This is a genomic window from Bacillus sp. NPDC094077 (genome assembly GCF_050279465.1).
Classification (GTDB): Bacteria; Bacillota; Bacilli; order Bacillales; family Bacillaceae_G; genus Bacillus_A.
Window position 1 is genome coordinate 85,790 of the sequence record NZ_JBNNUF010000003.1, and the last position, 17,900, is coordinate 103,689.

Annotated in this window: 18 protein-coding genes and 1 pseudogene; 14 read left to right on the forward strand and 5 right to left on the reverse strand. The window is 35.4% G+C overall.

The features are described 5' to 3' along the window. Positions 1–14: 14 nt before the first annotated feature. The 5 genes from cysT to ACQKNR_RS09120 all read left to right on the forward strand — a co-directional run bounded on the left by cysT (position 15) and on the right by ACQKNR_RS09120 (position 5,451). Positions 15–842 (forward strand): sulfate ABC transporter permease subunit CysT, encoded by an 828-nt coding sequence (gene cysT, locus ACQKNR_RS09100; protein ID WP_427317181.1) that lies wholly within the window; start codon positions 15–17, stop codon positions 840–842. An 11-nt stretch (positions 843–853) separates the two neighbouring features. Next, positions 854–1,711 carry a sulfate ABC transporter permease subunit CysW gene (gene cysW, locus ACQKNR_RS09105; RefSeq protein ID WP_427317183.1) on the forward strand — a complete coding sequence of 286 codons (858 nt, stop codon included), beginning with the start codon at positions 854–856 and terminating at the stop codon, positions 1,709–1,711. Positions 1,712–1,723: 12 nt separating this feature from the next. Further along, complete coding sequence (locus tag ACQKNR_RS09110; RefSeq protein WP_427317185.1) at positions 1,724–2,797, forward strand: sulfate/molybdate ABC transporter ATP-binding protein; 1,074 nt, start codon at positions 1,724–1,726, stop codon at positions 2,795–2,797. A 342-nt stretch (positions 2,798–3,139) separates the two neighbouring features. Then, complete coding sequence (locus tag ACQKNR_RS09115) at positions 3,140–4,246, forward strand: metallophosphoesterase (RefSeq protein WP_427317187.1); 1,107 nt, start codon at positions 3,140–3,142, stop codon at positions 4,244–4,246. Between the two features lie 227 nt (positions 4,247–4,473). Then, a complete protein-coding gene (locus ACQKNR_RS09120; protein WP_427317189.1) occupies positions 4,474–5,451 on the forward strand; it encodes an HD domain-containing protein in 978 nt (325 codons plus the stop codon). A gap of 53 nt (positions 5,452–5,504) precedes the next feature. Here the strand turns inward: ACQKNR_RS09120 and ACQKNR_RS09125 are convergent, their stop codons facing one another. Beyond that, positions 5,505–5,834, reverse strand: a complete 330-nt coding sequence (locus ACQKNR_RS09125; protein WP_193411698.1) for a winged helix-turn-helix transcriptional regulator — start codon at positions 5,832–5,834, stop codon at positions 5,505–5,507. 159 nt (positions 5,835–5,993) lie between these two features. Between ACQKNR_RS09125 and ACQKNR_RS09130 the strand changes: the two genes are divergently transcribed. Next, a complete protein-coding gene (locus tag ACQKNR_RS09130; protein WP_427317989.1) occupies positions 5,994–7,349 on the forward strand; it encodes an MFS transporter in 1,356 nt (451 codons plus the stop codon). Positions 7,350–7,391: 42 nt separating this feature from the next. On the opposite strand, the gene ACQKNR_RS09135 is transcribed toward ACQKNR_RS09130, so the two are convergent. Continuing rightward, positions 7,392–8,516 (reverse strand): anti-sigma factor, encoded by a 1,125-nt coding sequence (locus tag ACQKNR_RS09135; protein ID WP_427317192.1) that lies wholly within the window; start codon positions 8,514–8,516, stop codon positions 7,392–7,394. A 5-nt stretch (positions 8,517–8,521) separates the two neighbouring features. Then, positions 8,522–9,007 (reverse strand): RNA polymerase sigma factor, encoded by a 486-nt coding sequence (locus ACQKNR_RS09140; RefSeq protein WP_427317194.1) that lies wholly within the window; start codon positions 9,005–9,007, stop codon positions 8,522–8,524. Positions 9,008–9,144: 137 nt separating this feature from the next. On the opposite strand from ACQKNR_RS09140, the gene ACQKNR_RS09145 reads away from it, so the two are divergent. Beyond that, positions 9,145–10,047, forward strand: coding sequence for an AraC family transcriptional regulator (locus tag ACQKNR_RS09145; protein WP_427317196.1), 903 nt, complete (start codon positions 9,145–9,147; stop codon positions 10,045–10,047). Between the two features lie 176 nt (positions 10,048–10,223). Here the strand turns inward: ACQKNR_RS09145 and ACQKNR_RS09150 are convergent, their stop codons facing one another. Beyond that, positions 10,224–11,960, reverse strand: a complete 1,737-nt coding sequence (locus tag ACQKNR_RS09150) for a sensor histidine kinase (RefSeq protein ID WP_427317198.1) — start codon at positions 11,958–11,960, stop codon at positions 10,224–10,226. A 9-nt stretch (positions 11,961–11,969) separates the two neighbouring features. Continuing rightward, a complete protein-coding gene (locus ACQKNR_RS09155) occupies positions 11,970–12,674 on the reverse strand; it encodes a response regulator transcription factor (protein ID WP_427317200.1) in 705 nt (234 codons plus the stop codon). 140 nt (positions 12,675–12,814) lie between these two features. Here ACQKNR_RS09155 and ACQKNR_RS09160 point away from each other — a divergent pair, with 140 nt between their 5' ends. The 7 genes and pseudogenes from ACQKNR_RS09160 to ACQKNR_RS09190 all read left to right on the forward strand — a co-directional run bounded on the left by ACQKNR_RS09160 (position 12,815) and on the right by ACQKNR_RS09190 (position 17,818). After that, entirely contained in the window at positions 12,815–13,654 is an 840-nt protein-coding gene (locus ACQKNR_RS09160) for a CPBP family intramembrane glutamic endopeptidase (RefSeq protein WP_427317202.1), read from the forward strand. 10 nt (positions 13,655–13,664) lie between these two features. Further along, the gene (locus tag ACQKNR_RS09165; protein WP_427317204.1) at positions 13,665–14,033 is read left to right on the forward strand and encodes a hypothetical protein; all 369 of its coding nucleotides are present in this window, start codon (positions 13,665–13,667) and stop codon (positions 14,031–14,033) included. A 19-nt stretch (positions 14,034–14,052) separates the two neighbouring features. Then, positions 14,053–14,352 (forward strand): hypothetical protein, encoded by a 300-nt coding sequence (locus ACQKNR_RS09170; protein WP_427317206.1) that lies wholly within the window; start codon positions 14,053–14,055, stop codon positions 14,350–14,352. Between the two features lie 11 nt (positions 14,353–14,363). Then, complete coding sequence (locus tag ACQKNR_RS09175) at positions 14,364–14,552, forward strand: hypothetical protein (RefSeq protein WP_427317208.1); 189 nt, start codon at positions 14,364–14,366, stop codon at positions 14,550–14,552. A 134-nt stretch (positions 14,553–14,686) separates the two neighbouring features. Beyond that, positions 14,687–15,955: a M48 family metallopeptidase gene (locus tag ACQKNR_RS09180; RefSeq protein WP_427317209.1), complete on the forward strand. Its 1,269-nt coding sequence runs from the start codon at positions 14,687–14,689 to the stop codon at positions 15,953–15,955. Positions 15,956–16,090: 135 nt separating this feature from the next. After that, positions 16,091–16,870: pseudogene (locus ACQKNR_RS09185) on the forward strand (MCP four helix bundle domain-containing protein); the annotation flags it as partial. A gap of 156 nt (positions 16,871–17,026) precedes the next feature. After that, a complete protein-coding gene (locus ACQKNR_RS09190) occupies positions 17,027–17,818 on the forward strand; it encodes a methyl-accepting chemotaxis protein (protein WP_427317990.1) in 792 nt (263 codons plus the stop codon). Positions 17,819–17,900 lie beyond the last annotated feature (82 nt).

The following is a 17,900-nucleotide window of genomic DNA, read 5'->3' on the forward strand; positions in this document are numbered from 1 at the left end:
TGAGGTGAAAGAAGATGAGGAAGAAACGTGTTTTACCAGGGTTTGGATTATCTCTTGGATTTACAATGTTATATATGAGTTTATTCGTACTTATACCACTTTCTATCGTATTTATTCAAACTTCGCAGCTAGGTTGGAAGAAGTTTGCGCAAGTTGTAACGAGTGAGCGTGTGTTGCATTCCTATCAAGTGAGTTTAACGACTTCACTTGCAGCAGCAATTGTAAATGCCATTTTCGGCTTATTAATTGCTTGGGTACTCGTTCGTTACACATTTCCAGGGAAACGATTGTTAGATGGATTAATTGATTTACCATTCGCTCTTCCGACTGCTGTAGCTGGTATCACACTTACGACGCTATATGCGGAAAATGGCTGGATTGGAAAAATATTTAGTGTGTTTCATATAAAAATAGCTTTTACGCCGCTTGGAATTATTGTTGCACTTACGTTTATTGGTTTACCGTTTGTCGTTCGAATGGTGCAACCGGTACTGCAAAATATTGATAAAGAAGTAGAAGAAGCCGCTTCTAGTTTAGGAGCGTCTCGCTTTCAAATATTCGTAAAAATCATTTTACCAGAAATATTCCCGGCTTTACTTGCTGGTTTTTCACTCGCATTTGCAAGGGCATTAGGGGAATATGGATCTGTCGTTTTTATAGCGGGTAATATGCCGATGAAAACAGAAATCGCACCGCTAATGATTATGACGAAACTAGAACAATATGATTACGCAGGAGCAACGGCGGTAGCGGCTGTTATGCTGATTATTTCGCTCCTTTTCCTTCTTCTTATTAACATGATTCAAACCTGGAGTAGAAGGCATGAACTAAGAAATGAATAGGAGGAGAGAAAATGGAGCCAACATTATTAGAAAAGAAAATAGTAAAAAGCGTGGCAGCTAAAAAAGAATCTAAACTTGTACCGAGTGTATTAATTACAATAACAGTTTTATTTTTATCTCTCTTTCTATTACTTCCGCTCGTAACAATTTTTTTGAAAGCTTTTGAGAAAGGGTTTGATGTATACCTTGCCGCCATCACAGATCAAGAAGCATTTTCAGCAATCAGGTTAACGCTTCTCGTTGCATTAATCGTTGTGCCGCTTAATACGATATTCGGAATAGCGGCCGCATGGCTTATTACAAAGTTTCAGTTTAAAGGAAAGCAATTATTATTATCTCTTATTGAACTGCCATTTGCTGTGTCACCAGTTATCGCGGGATTAGTATTCGTTTTACTTTTTACACCGAGAGCGGCTTTTGGCGGCTGGTTATTGGAACATGGAGTGAAACTCATTTTCTCTGTCCCAGGTATTATTATCGCAACGATTTTTGTGACGTTTCCGTTTGTTGCACGTGAATTAATTCCAATTATGCAAGCACAAGGGAAAAGTGAAGAAGAGGCAGCTTTGTCACTTGGCGCAGGCGGATGGAAAATGTTTTGGCACGTTACGCTTCCAAATATAAAATGGGGTCTTTTATACGGCATGATTTTATGTAATGCCCGCGCAATTGGTGAGTTCGGAGCAGTTTCCGTTGTGTCTGGTCACGTACGTGGTGTGACGAATACGATGCCGCTCCATATTGAAATTTTGTACAATGAATATCAATTTTCAGCAGCGTTTGCTGTCGCGACTTTAATGTCATTAATCGCAGTTCTCACGCTCGCTATAAAAAACTGGATTGAATGGCGAATGGAAAAACGACAATAAGGAGGGAATGTGATGAGTATTCAAATTCAAGATGTATCAAAACAATATGGCACATTTCAAGCGTTAAAAGATATTCATTTGGATATTCCAAAAGGTGAGCTTGTCGCCTTACTAGGCCCGTCAGGTTCTGGGAAAACGACGTTATTACGAATTATTGCAGGATTAGAAGAAGCGGATGGAGGTTCTATTTCATTTGATGGGGAAGATTTAACAGACATTCACGTGAAAAATCGGCAAGTCGGTTTCGTTTTCCAGCACTATGCGCTTTTTAAACATATGAATGTGTTTGAAAATGTTGCTTTCGGTTTAAAAGTAAGAAAGAAAAGTGTAAGGCCATCAGCAGAAGCAATAGAAGAAAAAGTAACAGAATTATTAAAGCTTGTAAAAATGGACGGTTTTGCGAAACGATATCCAGCTCAATTATCTGGTGGGCAGCGCCAACGTATCGCACTTGCTCGGGCACTTGCAGTCGAACCGAAAATTTTATTACTTGATGAACCGTTCGGTGCACTTGATGCGAAAGTACGAAAAGAATTACGAAGATGGCTCCGAAAATTACATGACGAATTTCAAATTACGAGTGTATTCGTAACGCATGACCAAGAAGAAGCATTAGACGTTGCGGACCGCATCGTTGTAATGAATGAAGGGCACATTGAACAAATGGGAACGCCGGAAGAAGTATATGAAAATCCAGCGAGTCCGTTCGTGTATGACTTTTTAGGAAACGTAAACTTATTTCACGGTCGTGTTCATAAAGGAAAACTAGACTTAGGCTCTGTAGAACTAGAAGCACCAGAACATACACACGTTTCTAACGTAGACGGAGTAGCCTATGTAAGGCCGCATCACTTATCAATCTCTCGTACAAAACAAAGTGTAGATGCAATCCCGGCGAAAGTATCATATTCCCACGCAGTTGGTCCTGTCGTATACGTAGAATTAAAACGAGACGGGACAGAAGAATATTTAGAAGCAGAAATTAGTAAAGAGCAGTTTAGACAGCTGAACATTCAAATGGGTGAGTCTGTATATGTTCATCCGAAAGAAGTGAAGGTGTTTATTCCGGAGGATTTTGTGATTTAAAGAAAAACGAACCGTTTTCTAAGTGGCGGTTCGTTTTTCTTTATTTTTCTCTGTTAATTCTTTATTCTGCCAATCTTGTACGAACGATTTATTAAATGTTTTTTGATCAACTCAAAAGTAAATATAAAGAAGGTAGCTTTTCACATTCAAAATCAAACAGTTGAAAAATTAACAAGTTTCTATAACAAAAATCTATAAAGAATATTGATTTAAATTGCACCTCTAATTGCTAGGTTTGCATCTAGCAATTAGAGATTTTTACTATGATGGACAAAGTGCTTAATATTTACGTTATAAGTGCATAACAAGTTATAATATAAGAAACTAATAAGGAGGCTAGTTGTGAAGAATCTTCGCTATCTCAATATATTTACTATTTTAATTGTATACACACTACTTATGTTTTACATTGGCTGGAACGGCTGGGTTTGGCTTAGTACAGTATTCGGCTGGGAGTCTTGGGGATATTACGCTTTCGTAGTCGGATTTATTTCTTATGCGTATATTCTCGTACAAGTGTTTAAGTTTCTTCCATTCCTAAGAACGATTGGTTCCATTTGGTTTGCGGTAATACAATATGCGCTTATGTTATTGCCGTTAGCTGATATTGCCGTCTTATTATTACAGTTTTCAGTGGAGAAAGAAACAGCAATTATTTGGACAGGAATGGTCGTTTTACTCGTGTTCGTCTTGATCTTCGCATACGGGGTATTTAATGCATATAGCCCGGTTGTCAGAAAGTATGATGTACACATACCGAAAAAAGTAGAAGGGCGCAAAAGTTTACGCATTGCGATGGCTTCAGATATGCATTTCGGTAAACTGTCTGGTGTTGCTCATTTAAAAAGACTCGTTCGACATGTAAATGAAATGGAGCCCGATATTATTTTACTGCCCGGTGATATCATTGATGACCACCCAGGTGTGTTCATCAAAAAAAACATGGGGCATATTATGAAACAAATGAAAGCTCCATTAGGCGTATATGGTGTGTTAGGAAATCACGAATATTACGGTAGAGCGGTTCCGGAATTTTTGCAAGAAATGGATAAGATTGATATTCGTATTCTTTTAGATGAAGTCATTACAATTGAAGATCAGTTTTATCTCGTCGGAAGAAGAGATAAAACAGAGCGAGATCGTCAAAGCTTTGAAAGTCTTATGAGTACAGTGGATAAATCCATGCCTGTTATCGCAATGGATCATCAGCCGTTTGAATTGAAGCAGGCAGCGGATGCCGGCATTGATATACTATTATCTGGTCACACGCACCGCGGACAAATGGCGCCAAATCATATTGTAACGAGAAGAATGTACGAACTAGACTGGGGATATGCACAAAAAGGTGCGTTCCACGCCATTGTTTCTTCTGGTTTCGGATTTTGGGGACCGCCGCTTAGACTTGGAAGTAGGTCGGAGATTGTACAGGTGGAAGTTACGTTTGAATAAGTGTATTTAATAGAGAGCTAATGGCTCTCTATTTTTAAAAAATAAAAAAGGCTCCACATAAGGAGCGCTCAATAAAAATATAATAAATGAATTAAAACAAATAATCGACATTTATATATCTATAATTAAAACAGAACGTTCGTATTTGGATTGCAAAATAGTATATTTACTCTCCCTGGAAAAAGAGATACTATAAGAAGACTCTGCTTGAAAAAGGGGGATTATAAGTGTTCATATCAGATGTACTATACGGAGAATTTGAAGTAGATAAAGTGCTAGAAGAATTAATTTTAAGTAAACCAGTGCAAAGGCTGAAAGGAATCCATCAAGCCGGAGCAAGTTACTTAATGAACGAGAAATGGAATGTAACGCGCTTTGATCATTCAGTTGGTGTGATGTTGTTAATTAAAAAACTTGGTGGTTCAGTGGAAGAACAAATTGCGGGTTTACTGCATGACGTATCGCATACTGCTTTTTCTCATGTGATTGATTACGTTTTTGATAATATAAATGAAAGCTATCATGAAGAGATATTTAGTTCTGTTGTGAAAAACTCAGAAATCCCAGCGATTCTTTCAAAGTATGATTATAAATATGAAGATATTGTATTAGATGACTCGAGGTGGACGTTACTGGAAAGATCCGCACCCGAATTATGCGCAGACCGAGTTGATTACACATTACGGGATATGTATACATATGGATATATTTCTTTCGAAGAAGTGGAAAGTTTTTTAGAGGATGTAATCGAAGTAGATGGAAAAATGGTCCTTCAAAATATCGAAGTGGCAGAGTGGTTTACAGAAACGTATTACAAAGAAGTAATCGATTTCTTTATGAAGCCAATTAACATTTATGGAAATGATATGTTAGCTAAAACGTTAAAGTTAGCTCTTCATAAACAGGTTATTCATGCAGATGATTTTCTTCTTGAAGATCATGAGCTTATTTCAAAATTGCAGCTATGTAATGATCCCGAAATAGAAGCTTTATTAAGCAAAGTCCATCCAAATGTAAAAGTAAAAGAAGATAGAAACGATTATGATTTACACCAGAAAAATAAAGTACGTCTTATTGATCCGCCGTTACTTCGTGAAGGTGAAGTTGTTCAATCTTCTGTTGTGTCAGAAAATATAGGACAGATGAGTGATATCGCTTATGAAAAAGCGGTGAGAGGGATGTATGTGAAAGTGATTTCGAATTAATATGTTTTTAAAAACTAGAAGGTGTCATCAAGTATGATGATACCTTCTTTGTTTTAATCTAATATTTTCCACTCATTTCCCCAATCCTTCATTGCATCGAAAATAGGGCGAAGTGTTTCTCCTTTTCTTGTTAGTGAATATTCCACGTGGGGTGGCATAGTTGAATAGATTGTTCTCTTTATAATATTTTCTTGTTCAAGCTCTTTTAAGCGAAGAGACAGAGTGCGTGGGCTTATACTATTCAGAGATCTTTCAAGCTGTGCGAAACGTTTAGGACTATAGAACAAATCTCTTAAAATTAAGAAGGTCCACTTTCCACCTATTACAGACATTGTTTTTTCAATGGGGCATTTTAATAAAATTTCTTCATTTTTATTTTCCATATAAACACTCCTTACTATATAAAAGTATAGGTACTATATAAAAAATCAGTACTTTTATAAATGAAGTACTTTATTTATTATAGTTCTAAAGGAATATATAGGTAAATTACTAATTTTCGAAAGGGGATTAAGCAAGTGAGTGGGCTAGCTAATAGTAATATGGATGTTCAAACAAAAGAGAAATCAGGTATTATCATTCTAGTAGCTTTGGCAATGGGGTTTATTATGGCAACGTTAGATGTGACAGTGGTAAATGTTGCAGTGGTGAATATTCAAGAAACGTTAGGACTGACATTATATAGTTCGACATGGATTGTCGACGGATACATCTTATCTTTTGCGGCATTATTATTGGCTGGAGGGGCATTGGCCAACCGATTTGGGGCAAAAAATATGTATATGGTTGGTTTAATTATTTTTGTGTTCGCATCTTTTTTATGTGCGATTGCTATAACTGGGGGCGCTCTTGTTATTGGCCGAGTACTTCAAGGTGTCGGAGCGGCTTTATTTATGCCAAGTTCACTTAGCTTATTAGTAGTATCATTTCCAGACGAAAAAAAGAGAGCTAAAATGTTTGGTATATGGTCGGCAATTGTCTCTATTGCATCTGGTACGGGTCCTTTTATTGGTGGCCTTTTAGTAAATACATTTGGCTGGAGGAGCATTTTTATTATAAACCTTCCAATTGGGATTATCGGTATTTTAATGGCTTTTGTAATGATTCCAAACGTTTTACCGAAAAAGGAGAAAATAAATGTAGCGAATCATTTAATAGGTATAGTTGCAGTAACATTGTTATCGTTTACTCTAATTGAAGGGCCAAGTTATGGATGGTCCTCGCCTCAAATTATAGGAGGAGTAGTGGGGACGATATTGACCGCTATTCTCTTTGTTTATGCGGAACGAAAATCAAAAAACTCAGTTGTACCAAGAGTGTTATTTCGGAACGAGACGTTTTCCACAGCAAATATAGTTGGATTTCTATTAAACTTTGCTTTATTTGGCGGCATATTTATGTTCGGACTATTTTTACAAAAAGCATATGGAGTAAGTCCGTTTGTAGCGGGGCTACAATTATTACCAATAATGAGTGTATTTGTTATTGGGAATCTATTATTTGCAAAAATGGTGACTAAATTTGGCCCAAAGTTGCTATTATTCATAGCGTTACTTATAGCTAGTATAGGATCTGTATTATTAATGTTCCTAGTAAAAAATGTGAGTTATATAGGAGTTGCAATTATATACAGTGTTGTTAATCTCGGGATAGGTATAGCAGTACCTGCGATGACTACAATTGTAATGAAATCTGCCGGTCGTGAAAATGGAAATATGGCTGGAGCAACTTTAAATGTAAATCGTCAAATCGGTGCATTAGTCGGTGTAGCAATTATGGGAATAATTCTAAATGAATCATCGAATTGGTACAGCGGGGCAAGCTATAGTTTTTTAGCTATGGGGCTTTCCTATTTATGTGCAGCATTTTTAGTTTGGAAGTTTGTGGAGAGGGAATAAAAAGAAGCAGAGCACCACTTCTGGATGCTCTGCTTCTTTTTATTAATTATCAAACCAATTCCAAATCTCAATATCTCCAAGAGTCGCATAACGTACGTGAGGTGAGTTTTGTAATTTTAATAACTCTTTCGACGGACCAGTAATGACAATGCCGTATACTTTTACGCCGTTATCTTTTACATATTTATAACGTTGATCTAATTTTAGTTCTTTTTCAGGAAGCGCAGCTATTTTGCTTACCGTTTTTTCATGTGTAGAAAGAATATGCATCATTTCGATTACTTTATCTTCTGATGTTTTCTGCCTGTCTGTGTCATTATCTAGGAATCTTACATGCTCTGGAAAACCTATAGCTTCCCCGCCATGTAGGATGTAATCTTCTACATTTGTCTTTTCTTGTCCCGTATCTAAAGCGTACCATACAGGATTTGGAGGGAGTTCTTGTGCTTCAAATATGCTATATAAAAGTGGTTCTAATTCTTTTAAAGTGTAAGATTTGTCAAAGGAAACTGCTATTTCTGCAACAGTTCCATCATGTACTTTTGCAAGTGTATCCCATACTTTTTTTGAAGATCCCTTTAAATAATCACCTTGTTCTGTTTTGGGATGAACAAAGAAGAGCTTTGGTTGATAGAATGGATTCATCCAAGTTTGGTTCGTGACATCTACAGATGATAAGAAGCTTTTTGTTTCTACTGTACCGAGTGGCATTTCTTTTTTACCGACGGTTCTCACTAAATCAAATTGGCTGTTCGTACGGAAAAAAGCTTCTACACTTGTTCCACCGCCCATAACACGGCTATTTGGGATAGTTGCTTCAAGTGCAAGAGAAGGAACACTTCTTATTTCTTCTAGCCTTTTATCATTATCAGCTTGAAAATAAAAGGCCGATAATATCCCGCCAATTATATATATAACGATGCAAATGGATAGTATGAAGCCAAACGTCTGTAAACGATGTTTCCACTTAATTCTCCAAAAAGGGACTTTAAGGTCTTTTGGCGGTAACTTTTTCTTTACAGGTTCACTCTTCGCAAGTAACTCATCCAAATACGCTTCACATTCTTCACAAGTTTCTATATGACTTTCTAACTGTTCTTGTTCATCATGTGTGAGTGTTCCTTTTTCGTACTTCTCCCATAGTCTTTTAAACTCTGTACATCCCATCTGTATCACTCCTTTATGTTTCTCGTGTCTTTTCGTCCGCGGTGTAATTCAATTTTCACTTTCGCTAATGAGAGACCGGCCATTTCTGCTATTTCCTTATAGGAGAATCCGTAGTAATCTCGTAGTAGTAACACATTTCGTCTTTCGAGTGGAAGAGACGATAAACTTTCTAACCAACTAGCAATCTCATGTTTTACAAAATATGCATGTTCTGTACTTGGTACGTTTGGTAAATGGAATTCTTCAATTTTCGTTGTTTTATATTTTTTCTCTTTTCGGTACCAATCGATAAAGGCGTTGTAGGCAATTGTAAATAACCACGGTCTAATTTCTTCTCCTTTATAGTAGTCAATATGGACGAGCATTCGGTAAAAGGTTTCTTGCATGAGATCTTCAGCATAGTGAGAATCTCCGGTTAGGGAGAGAAGATAGCGAAATAAATCATGCATATGCTCTGTGTAAATTTCTTCTAATGTTTGACTTTGTTTCACTACATTTCCCTCCCTTCATACATAACAACGAAATACATATAAAAAAGTTACAATTTTTTATGGAATTATAGTAAAAAACGTCAAGAATTGGATTGCGTTCTCTTTTATCATAATACATATAAGGCGGGTGAACAGAGATGGAAAGCTATGAAACACAAATTCAAAGGTCGATTGATTATATTGAAGAAGATGTAATGGAAAAACAAACGCTGCGTAATTTAGCTCGCATTGCAGGTTTTTCTGAATCGCATTTTCATCGTGTATTCCAGGCGTTAGTAGGTGATACAGTAATGGAGTATGTTCGAAAGAGAAGGTTAGCCCGGGCAGCATATCAACTTTCTCACACGGATGAAAAAGTTATTGATATCGCATTTGAGCATGGCTTTCAATCTCACGAAACGTTCACGAGAGCCTTTAAAAAATTATTTCAAATGACACCTAGTGAATATCGAAAACAAGAAATCGAAACACCGATGTATTACAGAGTGAATGTAAAGCAAAGAAAATTAAATCCGTATTTAGGAGGCATACAAATGGAATATCGTATTGTAAATAAACCAGAATTTTTAGTGGCGGGTTATGAAATGAAGACGACAAGTAAAGAAGGGAAGAACCATCAAGACATACCAGTATTTTGGCAAGAATATTTACAAAAAGATCTCGGAACAACGATTCCGAATCGTAAAGATACGAGCCAATGGGTAGAGCTTGGATTATGTACTGATTTTAATTTAGAAACAGGAGACTTCACTTATATAATTGGAATGGAAGTTACAGGCTTTGAAAATGTACCAAATGAAGTTGCAAAGCGTACTTTCCCAGCAGCAACATATGCCGTATTTACAACGCCGAAAGTTCCTCATGAAGAAATGGTATCGTCTATTCATCAAACTTGGAATGCCGTATTCTCCGAATGGTTCCCGCATTCAGGATATGAACATTGCGGAGTTACAGAGTTTGAACTATACGACGAGCGTTGCCACGAAGATAAGAGTGAGTTCGCTCAAGTAGAGCTTTGGATACCGGTGAAGAAGAAATAATAGAAAAAGAGACCGTCCCAAAAGGTATTTTGGGACGGTCTCTTTTGTTAATAAGTTGCTACTATTGTCGTATTTTATAGTTAGGTCGATATAATTTTATGTGCTGTTAGGATCTTACTCAATAAAAAGATAACTCCAAAATTACCATATTCGTACATTTTGGAGTTGCTTAACGTTTACAACGGAAACACAAGAATAATCGTCGTTCCTTTTCCAAGTTCGCTATCAATAGAAATTGTCCCGTTATGAGCATGAACGAGCTGCTTCGTAATGGCGAGGCCAAGTCCAGTTCCGATGTTGCTTTCTTCTGTGTTTGTTCCTCGGTAATACCGTTCAAATAAAAGTTCTTTCGTTTTTTCATCCATTCCTTTGCCATCATCAGAAATAGATAGTGTAAATGAATTAGCGTTTTGTGAAAGTTTTACGATTACAGTAGTCGTTTCATTATTATGTTTTACAGCGTTTGCGAGCAAGTTTTCGATGATACGCTGGAACCATTTTTCTTCAATGAAATATTGAATTTTATTTGAGCTCGGTACGAATTCAATATTTTGATTTTGAAGCGTCGGGTTATTAATAAATTGCAATAATACTTTTTGGATGAACTGGTTAATTTCAACGTTTACGTGTTGCGCAGGAAGGCTGTTATTTTTTAATTGATACGTTAAGCTTAAATCGTCAATTAGTGTAGTCATATATTGAGATTTCTCCTTCATAACGCTGCCGAATTGCTGAATGTCACGATCAGTCCAGTTGTATTGATTTGATTCTAGTAGTAATGCATAGCCATATATAGAGCTAAGTGGTGTTTTTAAATCGTGTGTGAGACCGGTAATCCATTCTTCTCGTGTTTGCTGAAGTACTTTCCTCATCGCATCATTTTTTTTGAGTGTAATAGAAAGGTGCTCTAGTGAACTGGTAACATCTCTAAATAAGCGGAATGACCATTTTTCTTTACCAGATCGCCGGAATCGAACAGGTTTCCCTTTTTTGCTAATGGGTTCTTCATACTTTCCACCAGCGATATTTTTGAGCCAACGCATCGCATGTAATAACGGTTTCCCAAATTTATTACCGTACCAAATAGACAGAATGACTAAATAAACAAAGACGATAAGAAGGATTAATCCGCATCCGATGAGAAATTTTTTGGCAAATATATCGTCTATTTCATCCTCTGGATAGTAGTGCTCATTTTTTGTAGTTACAACAAGAAGATGATTGCTATTTGCGTCGTAAAAGCTAGACATGTTTTCTTTATGATTCCACGGTTCTTTTTCGTTAAGAGCAGTTTGTATTGCGGAAAACGTTTTTTTCTTTCCGTTTGGATAGGAGAATACTTCTTCGCCACCATTATTAAATATTTGAAGCGTTGCTTTTTCTTTAGAAAGTAACTGTTTTTCTTGATTTGTTAATGCGAACGAATCCAATGTTAAAGAAGGGTGCTCCTTTTGAATAGTTTTCAGTAACGCATTGCTTTTTAACATACCACCGTAAATAACAAGTACTTTCTTTTCTTCTAATTCAATTTCCCAATATGTAAATTTATAATTGCTCTCGACATGATGTTGTATATATGCGAGTAAAGATGTTTTCGTATAAGAATTCGGAACATCATTTGGTGTATTAAAGTTGTAGAGGATTTTTCCGTTTTCATCTACAACTTGGAGCCAATCGTTTTTCTCTTTCACTAAATCTTGTACTTCAGATTGTAACGAAATATGACCATCTTCTGAAGAGATATATCTTGAAATTGTAAAACTATCAGAATCCGGAATGTTAGGTTCGTATGAAATACTAGTAACAAGAAAAATTAAATAAGTGAAAGCAGCTACTACAGCAATAAGTAATGTAACTAAAACAAAAACGTGTTGCAAAATAAATTGGATGATAAGTCGTTTATTTAAATTCATAGTATTAACCTACTTTGTAACGAATTTATAGCCAAGTCCGCGAACAGTTTTTATATATTCTGGTTTACTTGGATCTTGTTCAATTTTTTCGCGTAGTTTTCGAATGTGGACCATAACGGTATTGTCATCCCCATTATAGGCTGGCGCTCCCCAAACTTTTTCGTATATTTCTTCTTTTGAAAATACGTAATTCGGATTCTCACAAAAGAAGAGTAGTAGTTGAAAGAGTTGGGCGGAACATTCGACAACGTGTCCATTTACTGTAAGTTCTGCGGAATGTTGATCAACTTCAAATCTTCCAAATGAAATGGCGTGTGCTTTAGGTTCATTTGGCACTGTTTGCTTCATATGTCTTCGAAGTTGTGCTTTTATACGAGCTACTACTTCTAATGGATTAAATGGCTTCGTAATATAGTCATCTGCACCGTATGAAAAACCGGATATTTTATCTAAATCAGATGCTTTCGCTGATAGGAAGAAAATCGGACAATCTGTTTGTTGGCGAATGATTGGACAAATATCAAAACCGGATTGTCCAGGAAGCATTACATCTAAAATGATTAAATCGTAATTGTTTTGCTTGGTGAGAGATAAAGCTATTTCAGCTGATGTTGCAGTTGTAATATGAGAAAAACCTTCCTTTTCAAGAATGGTAGTTAATAGTTGTAAAATTGCTGTTTCATCATCAACGAGTAAAATATTTGCTTGATACATAAAAATCCCTCCTAATTTTCTCGAATATCATATCATCATTTTGTAACTTATGGAATTTTTAAGGAAATTTTAAGGTTTTCTTTCTCAAAAAATTAAGAATCAAATGATATGATAAAAGTAACATAGGGGAGGAGATGAGTGTGAATCCGTTTCAAATGATGCGAGCTAGATATTTTTTAATTGTATTTGTACTATTAATATTAGTAGCAAGAAGTAGTGATAAGTTGCTAGAAAGTACATTTCATATACAAAATTCTTCTTTTATAAATATTCTTATATTTTATATCCTTCCGATTGCATGGATTTTTTATGAGTATAGAAAACACCGTGTTTCATTTTCATTATTTGTTAATAAAAATGAATCATTTAACTTGGTGCAAGTTTTATACATTACGATCATGTTATGCGTGTTTAGTTACGGGTATCTTATTTTGTATATGTACAGTTTTGCATGGATTACACCAGATTTTATTATGAATGCTTTGCAGGAACCAATTGTAGATAGTGCTGGGGGATATGTATATCAATGTATTATGGTTGTATTTATCGCGCCTATTATTGGGGAATTTGTTTTTCGTGGATTTTTACTTCAGCGCTTTGCTGCAAAATGGGGAACAAGTATAGCGATGATTGCAGTAGCACTTTTATTTGCGCTTTTACACGTCGATTTCCTAGGTGCCGCCGTATTCAGCATCGTATTATCGATCGTATATATTCGTACGAAAAGCTTACTCATGCCAATTGTGATACATATGTTAAACAATGCATTTGTAATGGGTGCGTCTTTCCTAGTAAGTAGAGAAAAAATCATAAGTTTTGCAGATTTCTCAAATTATACGACATTCTTTCCAGGACTTATTATTTTTATAACAGGATTAAACTTAGTACTCATCTTTTTATTTGTTAACCGCAAATATTGGAGTAAAGAAGTGCCAGTTATATATGCAGAGCGGGTAAAGAGCTTTTCAGATGTAGTGTGAGATAAATGAGATGAAGAAGACGTTTGAGAAAATATTGAAAGATATTATAGATGCTACGTCTATTACTGATATGTGTGATAAAAGTTTTTGTAATTGGATTCAACCTGTAGTAGATACAATTGTGTTTCCAGAGTATTACTTGTTTTCTAGCAATCATTTAAAAGAAAATATTATTTCTCTTCTTATTATGTTAGGGAGTTTAATCATATTTGGCCTTATTGTAGAAGCAATGATGAAGCTCATCTTCAGAAAAAATGAAGAGACGTATGTGTGGGTTCATAAAGTATTCACGAAAGTAATGGGGGCTTTCGTTTTGTTTTATGGTCTAAAAGCAATCATTTACTTTATAGCTTTGAAACATCATTCATTCGAAACTTGAAAGGGGTGTATAAAATTATATGAATGAAACGATATCATCAAATAAGTTTTTTTATTTGATTTTACTTAGTATAGTGCTAATAACGACAGTAAATGTTATTCTTCGCTGGGAGGAAGCTTACTTCTTTATCTATTTAGCACTCCATTTGTTAGGGATTTTATGTATAAGTGGCGGAATAGTTACTGAAAAAAAGAGTGAAGAAAGTATTAACTATATGTGTGTGGCCGGTCTTATTTTACTTTTAGCTGTACAAGGTATTATGAAATATAGTTCTTTTTCTTTACAAGATTTTAGTTTGTTAATAGATGTACTTCCTTAAGGAGGCTCTTTATGTTATCTAAAAAGCAAGTAGGGTACGTACTAGCTTTAATCGGATTTTTTACGATTATTATAACGACGCTATTTTTTCAAGACTATGAATATATACGATATGTAAAAGGCGCTGGTTTAATGTGTTGGTTTGTAAGTGTGTTTCTTATTCCGGATTATGAACCGAAGAAAGTGTCTAAAGGTAGGTGAAACTCTTCTTAATGTAGAAGAGTTTTTTTATGTAAATAGAAGGTTCTCGGGCAATTCACATAATTAGCTTGTTCTAATTTAGCATGTACGAACTTACAATAATAATAGACAGGCAGCATAGAGGAGGGAATAGCGTGAAGAAAGTTATTGGGTGGTCGCTTTTTTTGTACGTTGGATTTGCGTTATTTATATATTGGTATTTATTTGGATGGCATCATGAACTCATTCCGGATATGTATAAAGGAACGAGTGCAGATCCAGAAACTTTTATGAATGCGAGAGAGCTTACGCTAAGCCAAGATTATTCGCGCGTAAAAAATTTACTGTATTTTTTAGCGACGCCTCTTGAATGGATTATTTTACTGTTTGTACTCGTGCTCGGTATTTCAAGACGATTTGAGAAATGGTCGAAGGAAACGACTAAAATAAGTGTCCTGCAAGTCGCGATTTATTTCTTTTATTTATCGTTACTTACAACAGCACTATCATTACCAGTGCAATGGATCGGGCGTAAAGTATCTGTTGATTACGGTATTTCAACACAAAGCACACAAAGCTGGATTAAAGATCATGTCATCGATTTTTGGGTGAACTATGCGACTATGTTACTCATTGTTACGGTTTTATTATGGCTCATCCGTAAATTCCCGAAGAGATGGTGGCTAGCGGGATGGGCACTCTCTGTTCCGTTTACGATTTTCTTAACGTTTGTGCAACCTGTTATGATTGATCCACTTTACAACGATTTCTCAACGCTGAAAAATAAAGAATTAGAAACGAAAATTTTAACGATGGCAGATAAAGCTGATATTCCATCTGAACACGTATATGAAGTAAATATGTCGGAAAAAACGAACGCTCTAAATGCATACGTAACAGGAATTGGAAAAAATCTTCGCATTGTAATGTGGGATACAACACTTCAGCAATTAAAGGATAAAGAGATTTTATTTATAATGGCTCATGAAATGGGGCATTACGTAATGAAGCATATATATTGGGGCGTTGCAAGTTATGTTTTGTTATCGTTTATAGGTATGTATTTGATTAGTCGTATTTTAAATATGTGTATTCGAAAATGGGGAGATACATTGCAAATTTCAAAAACGGCATGTTTCTCAATTTTACCTTTATTTTTCTTAATTTCCTCTGTATTATCTTTTGCATCACAACCAGCAACAAACTATGTTTCACGTATAGAAGAACGAGCGGCAGATCAATACGCTTTAGATATGACGAAAGATGGGAAATCAGGCGTGAAAACATTTCAATATTTATCAAAAACAAGTTTAAGCCAAGTCAATCCGCCTGCGTTAGTGAAATTTTTCTTATACACACATCCACCAATTTTCGAAAGAATTCATACGTTTGAACAATATGAAAAACAAAAAAACAAGAAGTAGCGATTATGCTACTTTTTGTTTTTAGAAATATAAGTTTGATATTGGGAATATTTATCATTGCTTTTTATTGTGATTTTGTAAATAATAAGCTATAAAATTCTAAAAATCTATATATAAAGGAATAAAGGTGGAAATATGTATTTTTTACAAAATTTAAAAGTGAAATATAAATTATTCTCGCTTATCTCATTAGCAGTTTTGGGCATGGTAATTATGAGTTGTATAGCAATTAATTCTATTAATAAGATTAAGCACGATACAGAGGCTGTAGTAGATGATTATCAATATTCTGCAATTTTATTAGAAGGAATGCTTCGTACACAAAATTCTTTAGAATATAACTTGCTAGAATTAATTACAACGTCACAAAATGAGGGGACAAATAAAGAAGAAATTATTGGCCACATTGAGAAGGATCTTAAAAAATATGATTCTTTATTAAAAGAATATGATGATGGCATCGATTTAAGTAAGCAAGAGGATGAGCTGTTTCAGAAGATGAAGAAATCTTTGCCAAGTTATATGGAGACATATAAGAAGTTGTTTGACAAAACGAAGGTAACAAATGAATCTCAAATGCTAAACGAATTTCAAAAGGACTTAAAACCGAAAGGAGTAGAGTTAGCTGGTTATGCAGTAGATCTGGAATCGTATGTTTCAAATTTAGCTGACCAAGTATTTAAAGATTCTCAAAAAATGATAGATCGGTCCGTTATTACTTTTATCATTCTTGTAGTAGTTACTACAATCATTATATGTATAGTAAGTTATATTATTAGCAAGCTTATAGTTGCTCCTTTACAAACGGTTAGTCGTATGATGGAAAGAGCAAAAGAAGGGGATTTAACTGTACATGGTGATTATAATGCTAAGGATGAATTAGGTGTATTAGTAAGTGATTTTAACGAGATGATTGCAGGGCTAAGAACAAATATGCAAGAATTAGAGAATAATATTCAGCTTGTATTCCAACATGCAGACGGAGTAGTATCTGCATCAGAAGTATCTAGCAGTGCGGCAAAGAAAATCACTATAGATATTGAAGAAGTTGCAAATGGTGCAGAGAGCCAAATGCAAGCAATGGAACAAACTGCGGGTGCGATGGAAGAGTTGACCCAAGGAATGCAGAGCATAGTGGATACATCATCCTCTGTAAATGAATTGTCTGCTCAATCAGCATTAGATGCAGAGAGTGGCAATAAGTTAATGAAACAAATGATTCAACAGATGGACACAATCCAAAACTCAGTACATAGCGGTGTTAAACAAGTAGAGACTATGAAAGAACAATCAGAAGAAATTGTTAAAATCATTGATGTTATGCAAGGTATTACCTCTCAGATTAACTTATTAGCATTAAACGCCGCAATTGAGGCTGCACGTGCTGGGGAAAGTGGTAGAGGATTTGCAATTGTGGCAGATGAAGTACGAAAATTAGCAGAACAATCTAGTGATTCTGCAAAACAAATTGAGAAGCTGATTACTCAAGTTATGGGAACAACGAATCATACGGTAGATATGATGGGGAAAGTAGATAATGAAGTACAGGCAGGTACACAAGTAGTAATGCATACAGAAAAAGTATTTGGAAAAATTACAGAAAAAGTGCAGCAAGTATCTGAGCAAATTCAAACGGTATCTATGTCTACAGATGAAATTGCAGCGAGTAGTGAGGAGATTTCTGCTTCTGCAGAAGACATGGCTCAAATTTCTCAAAGATCATCTGACCGAACTGATAGGGTAAAAGAGTCTATTCAACAGCAAGAAAAATCTGTTCAAGAGATCTCGGTTTCAATTGAACATCTGCACAGCGTAGCAGGAGGATTAAAACAGATCGTTTCCCAATTTACTCTTCAAAAATAGTAGTGTATGTAAGTCTGTATATAGAGAAATTCCTCTCGATAAATAAAAAAATCATCCCTTACAAGAAAAAGGGATGATTTTT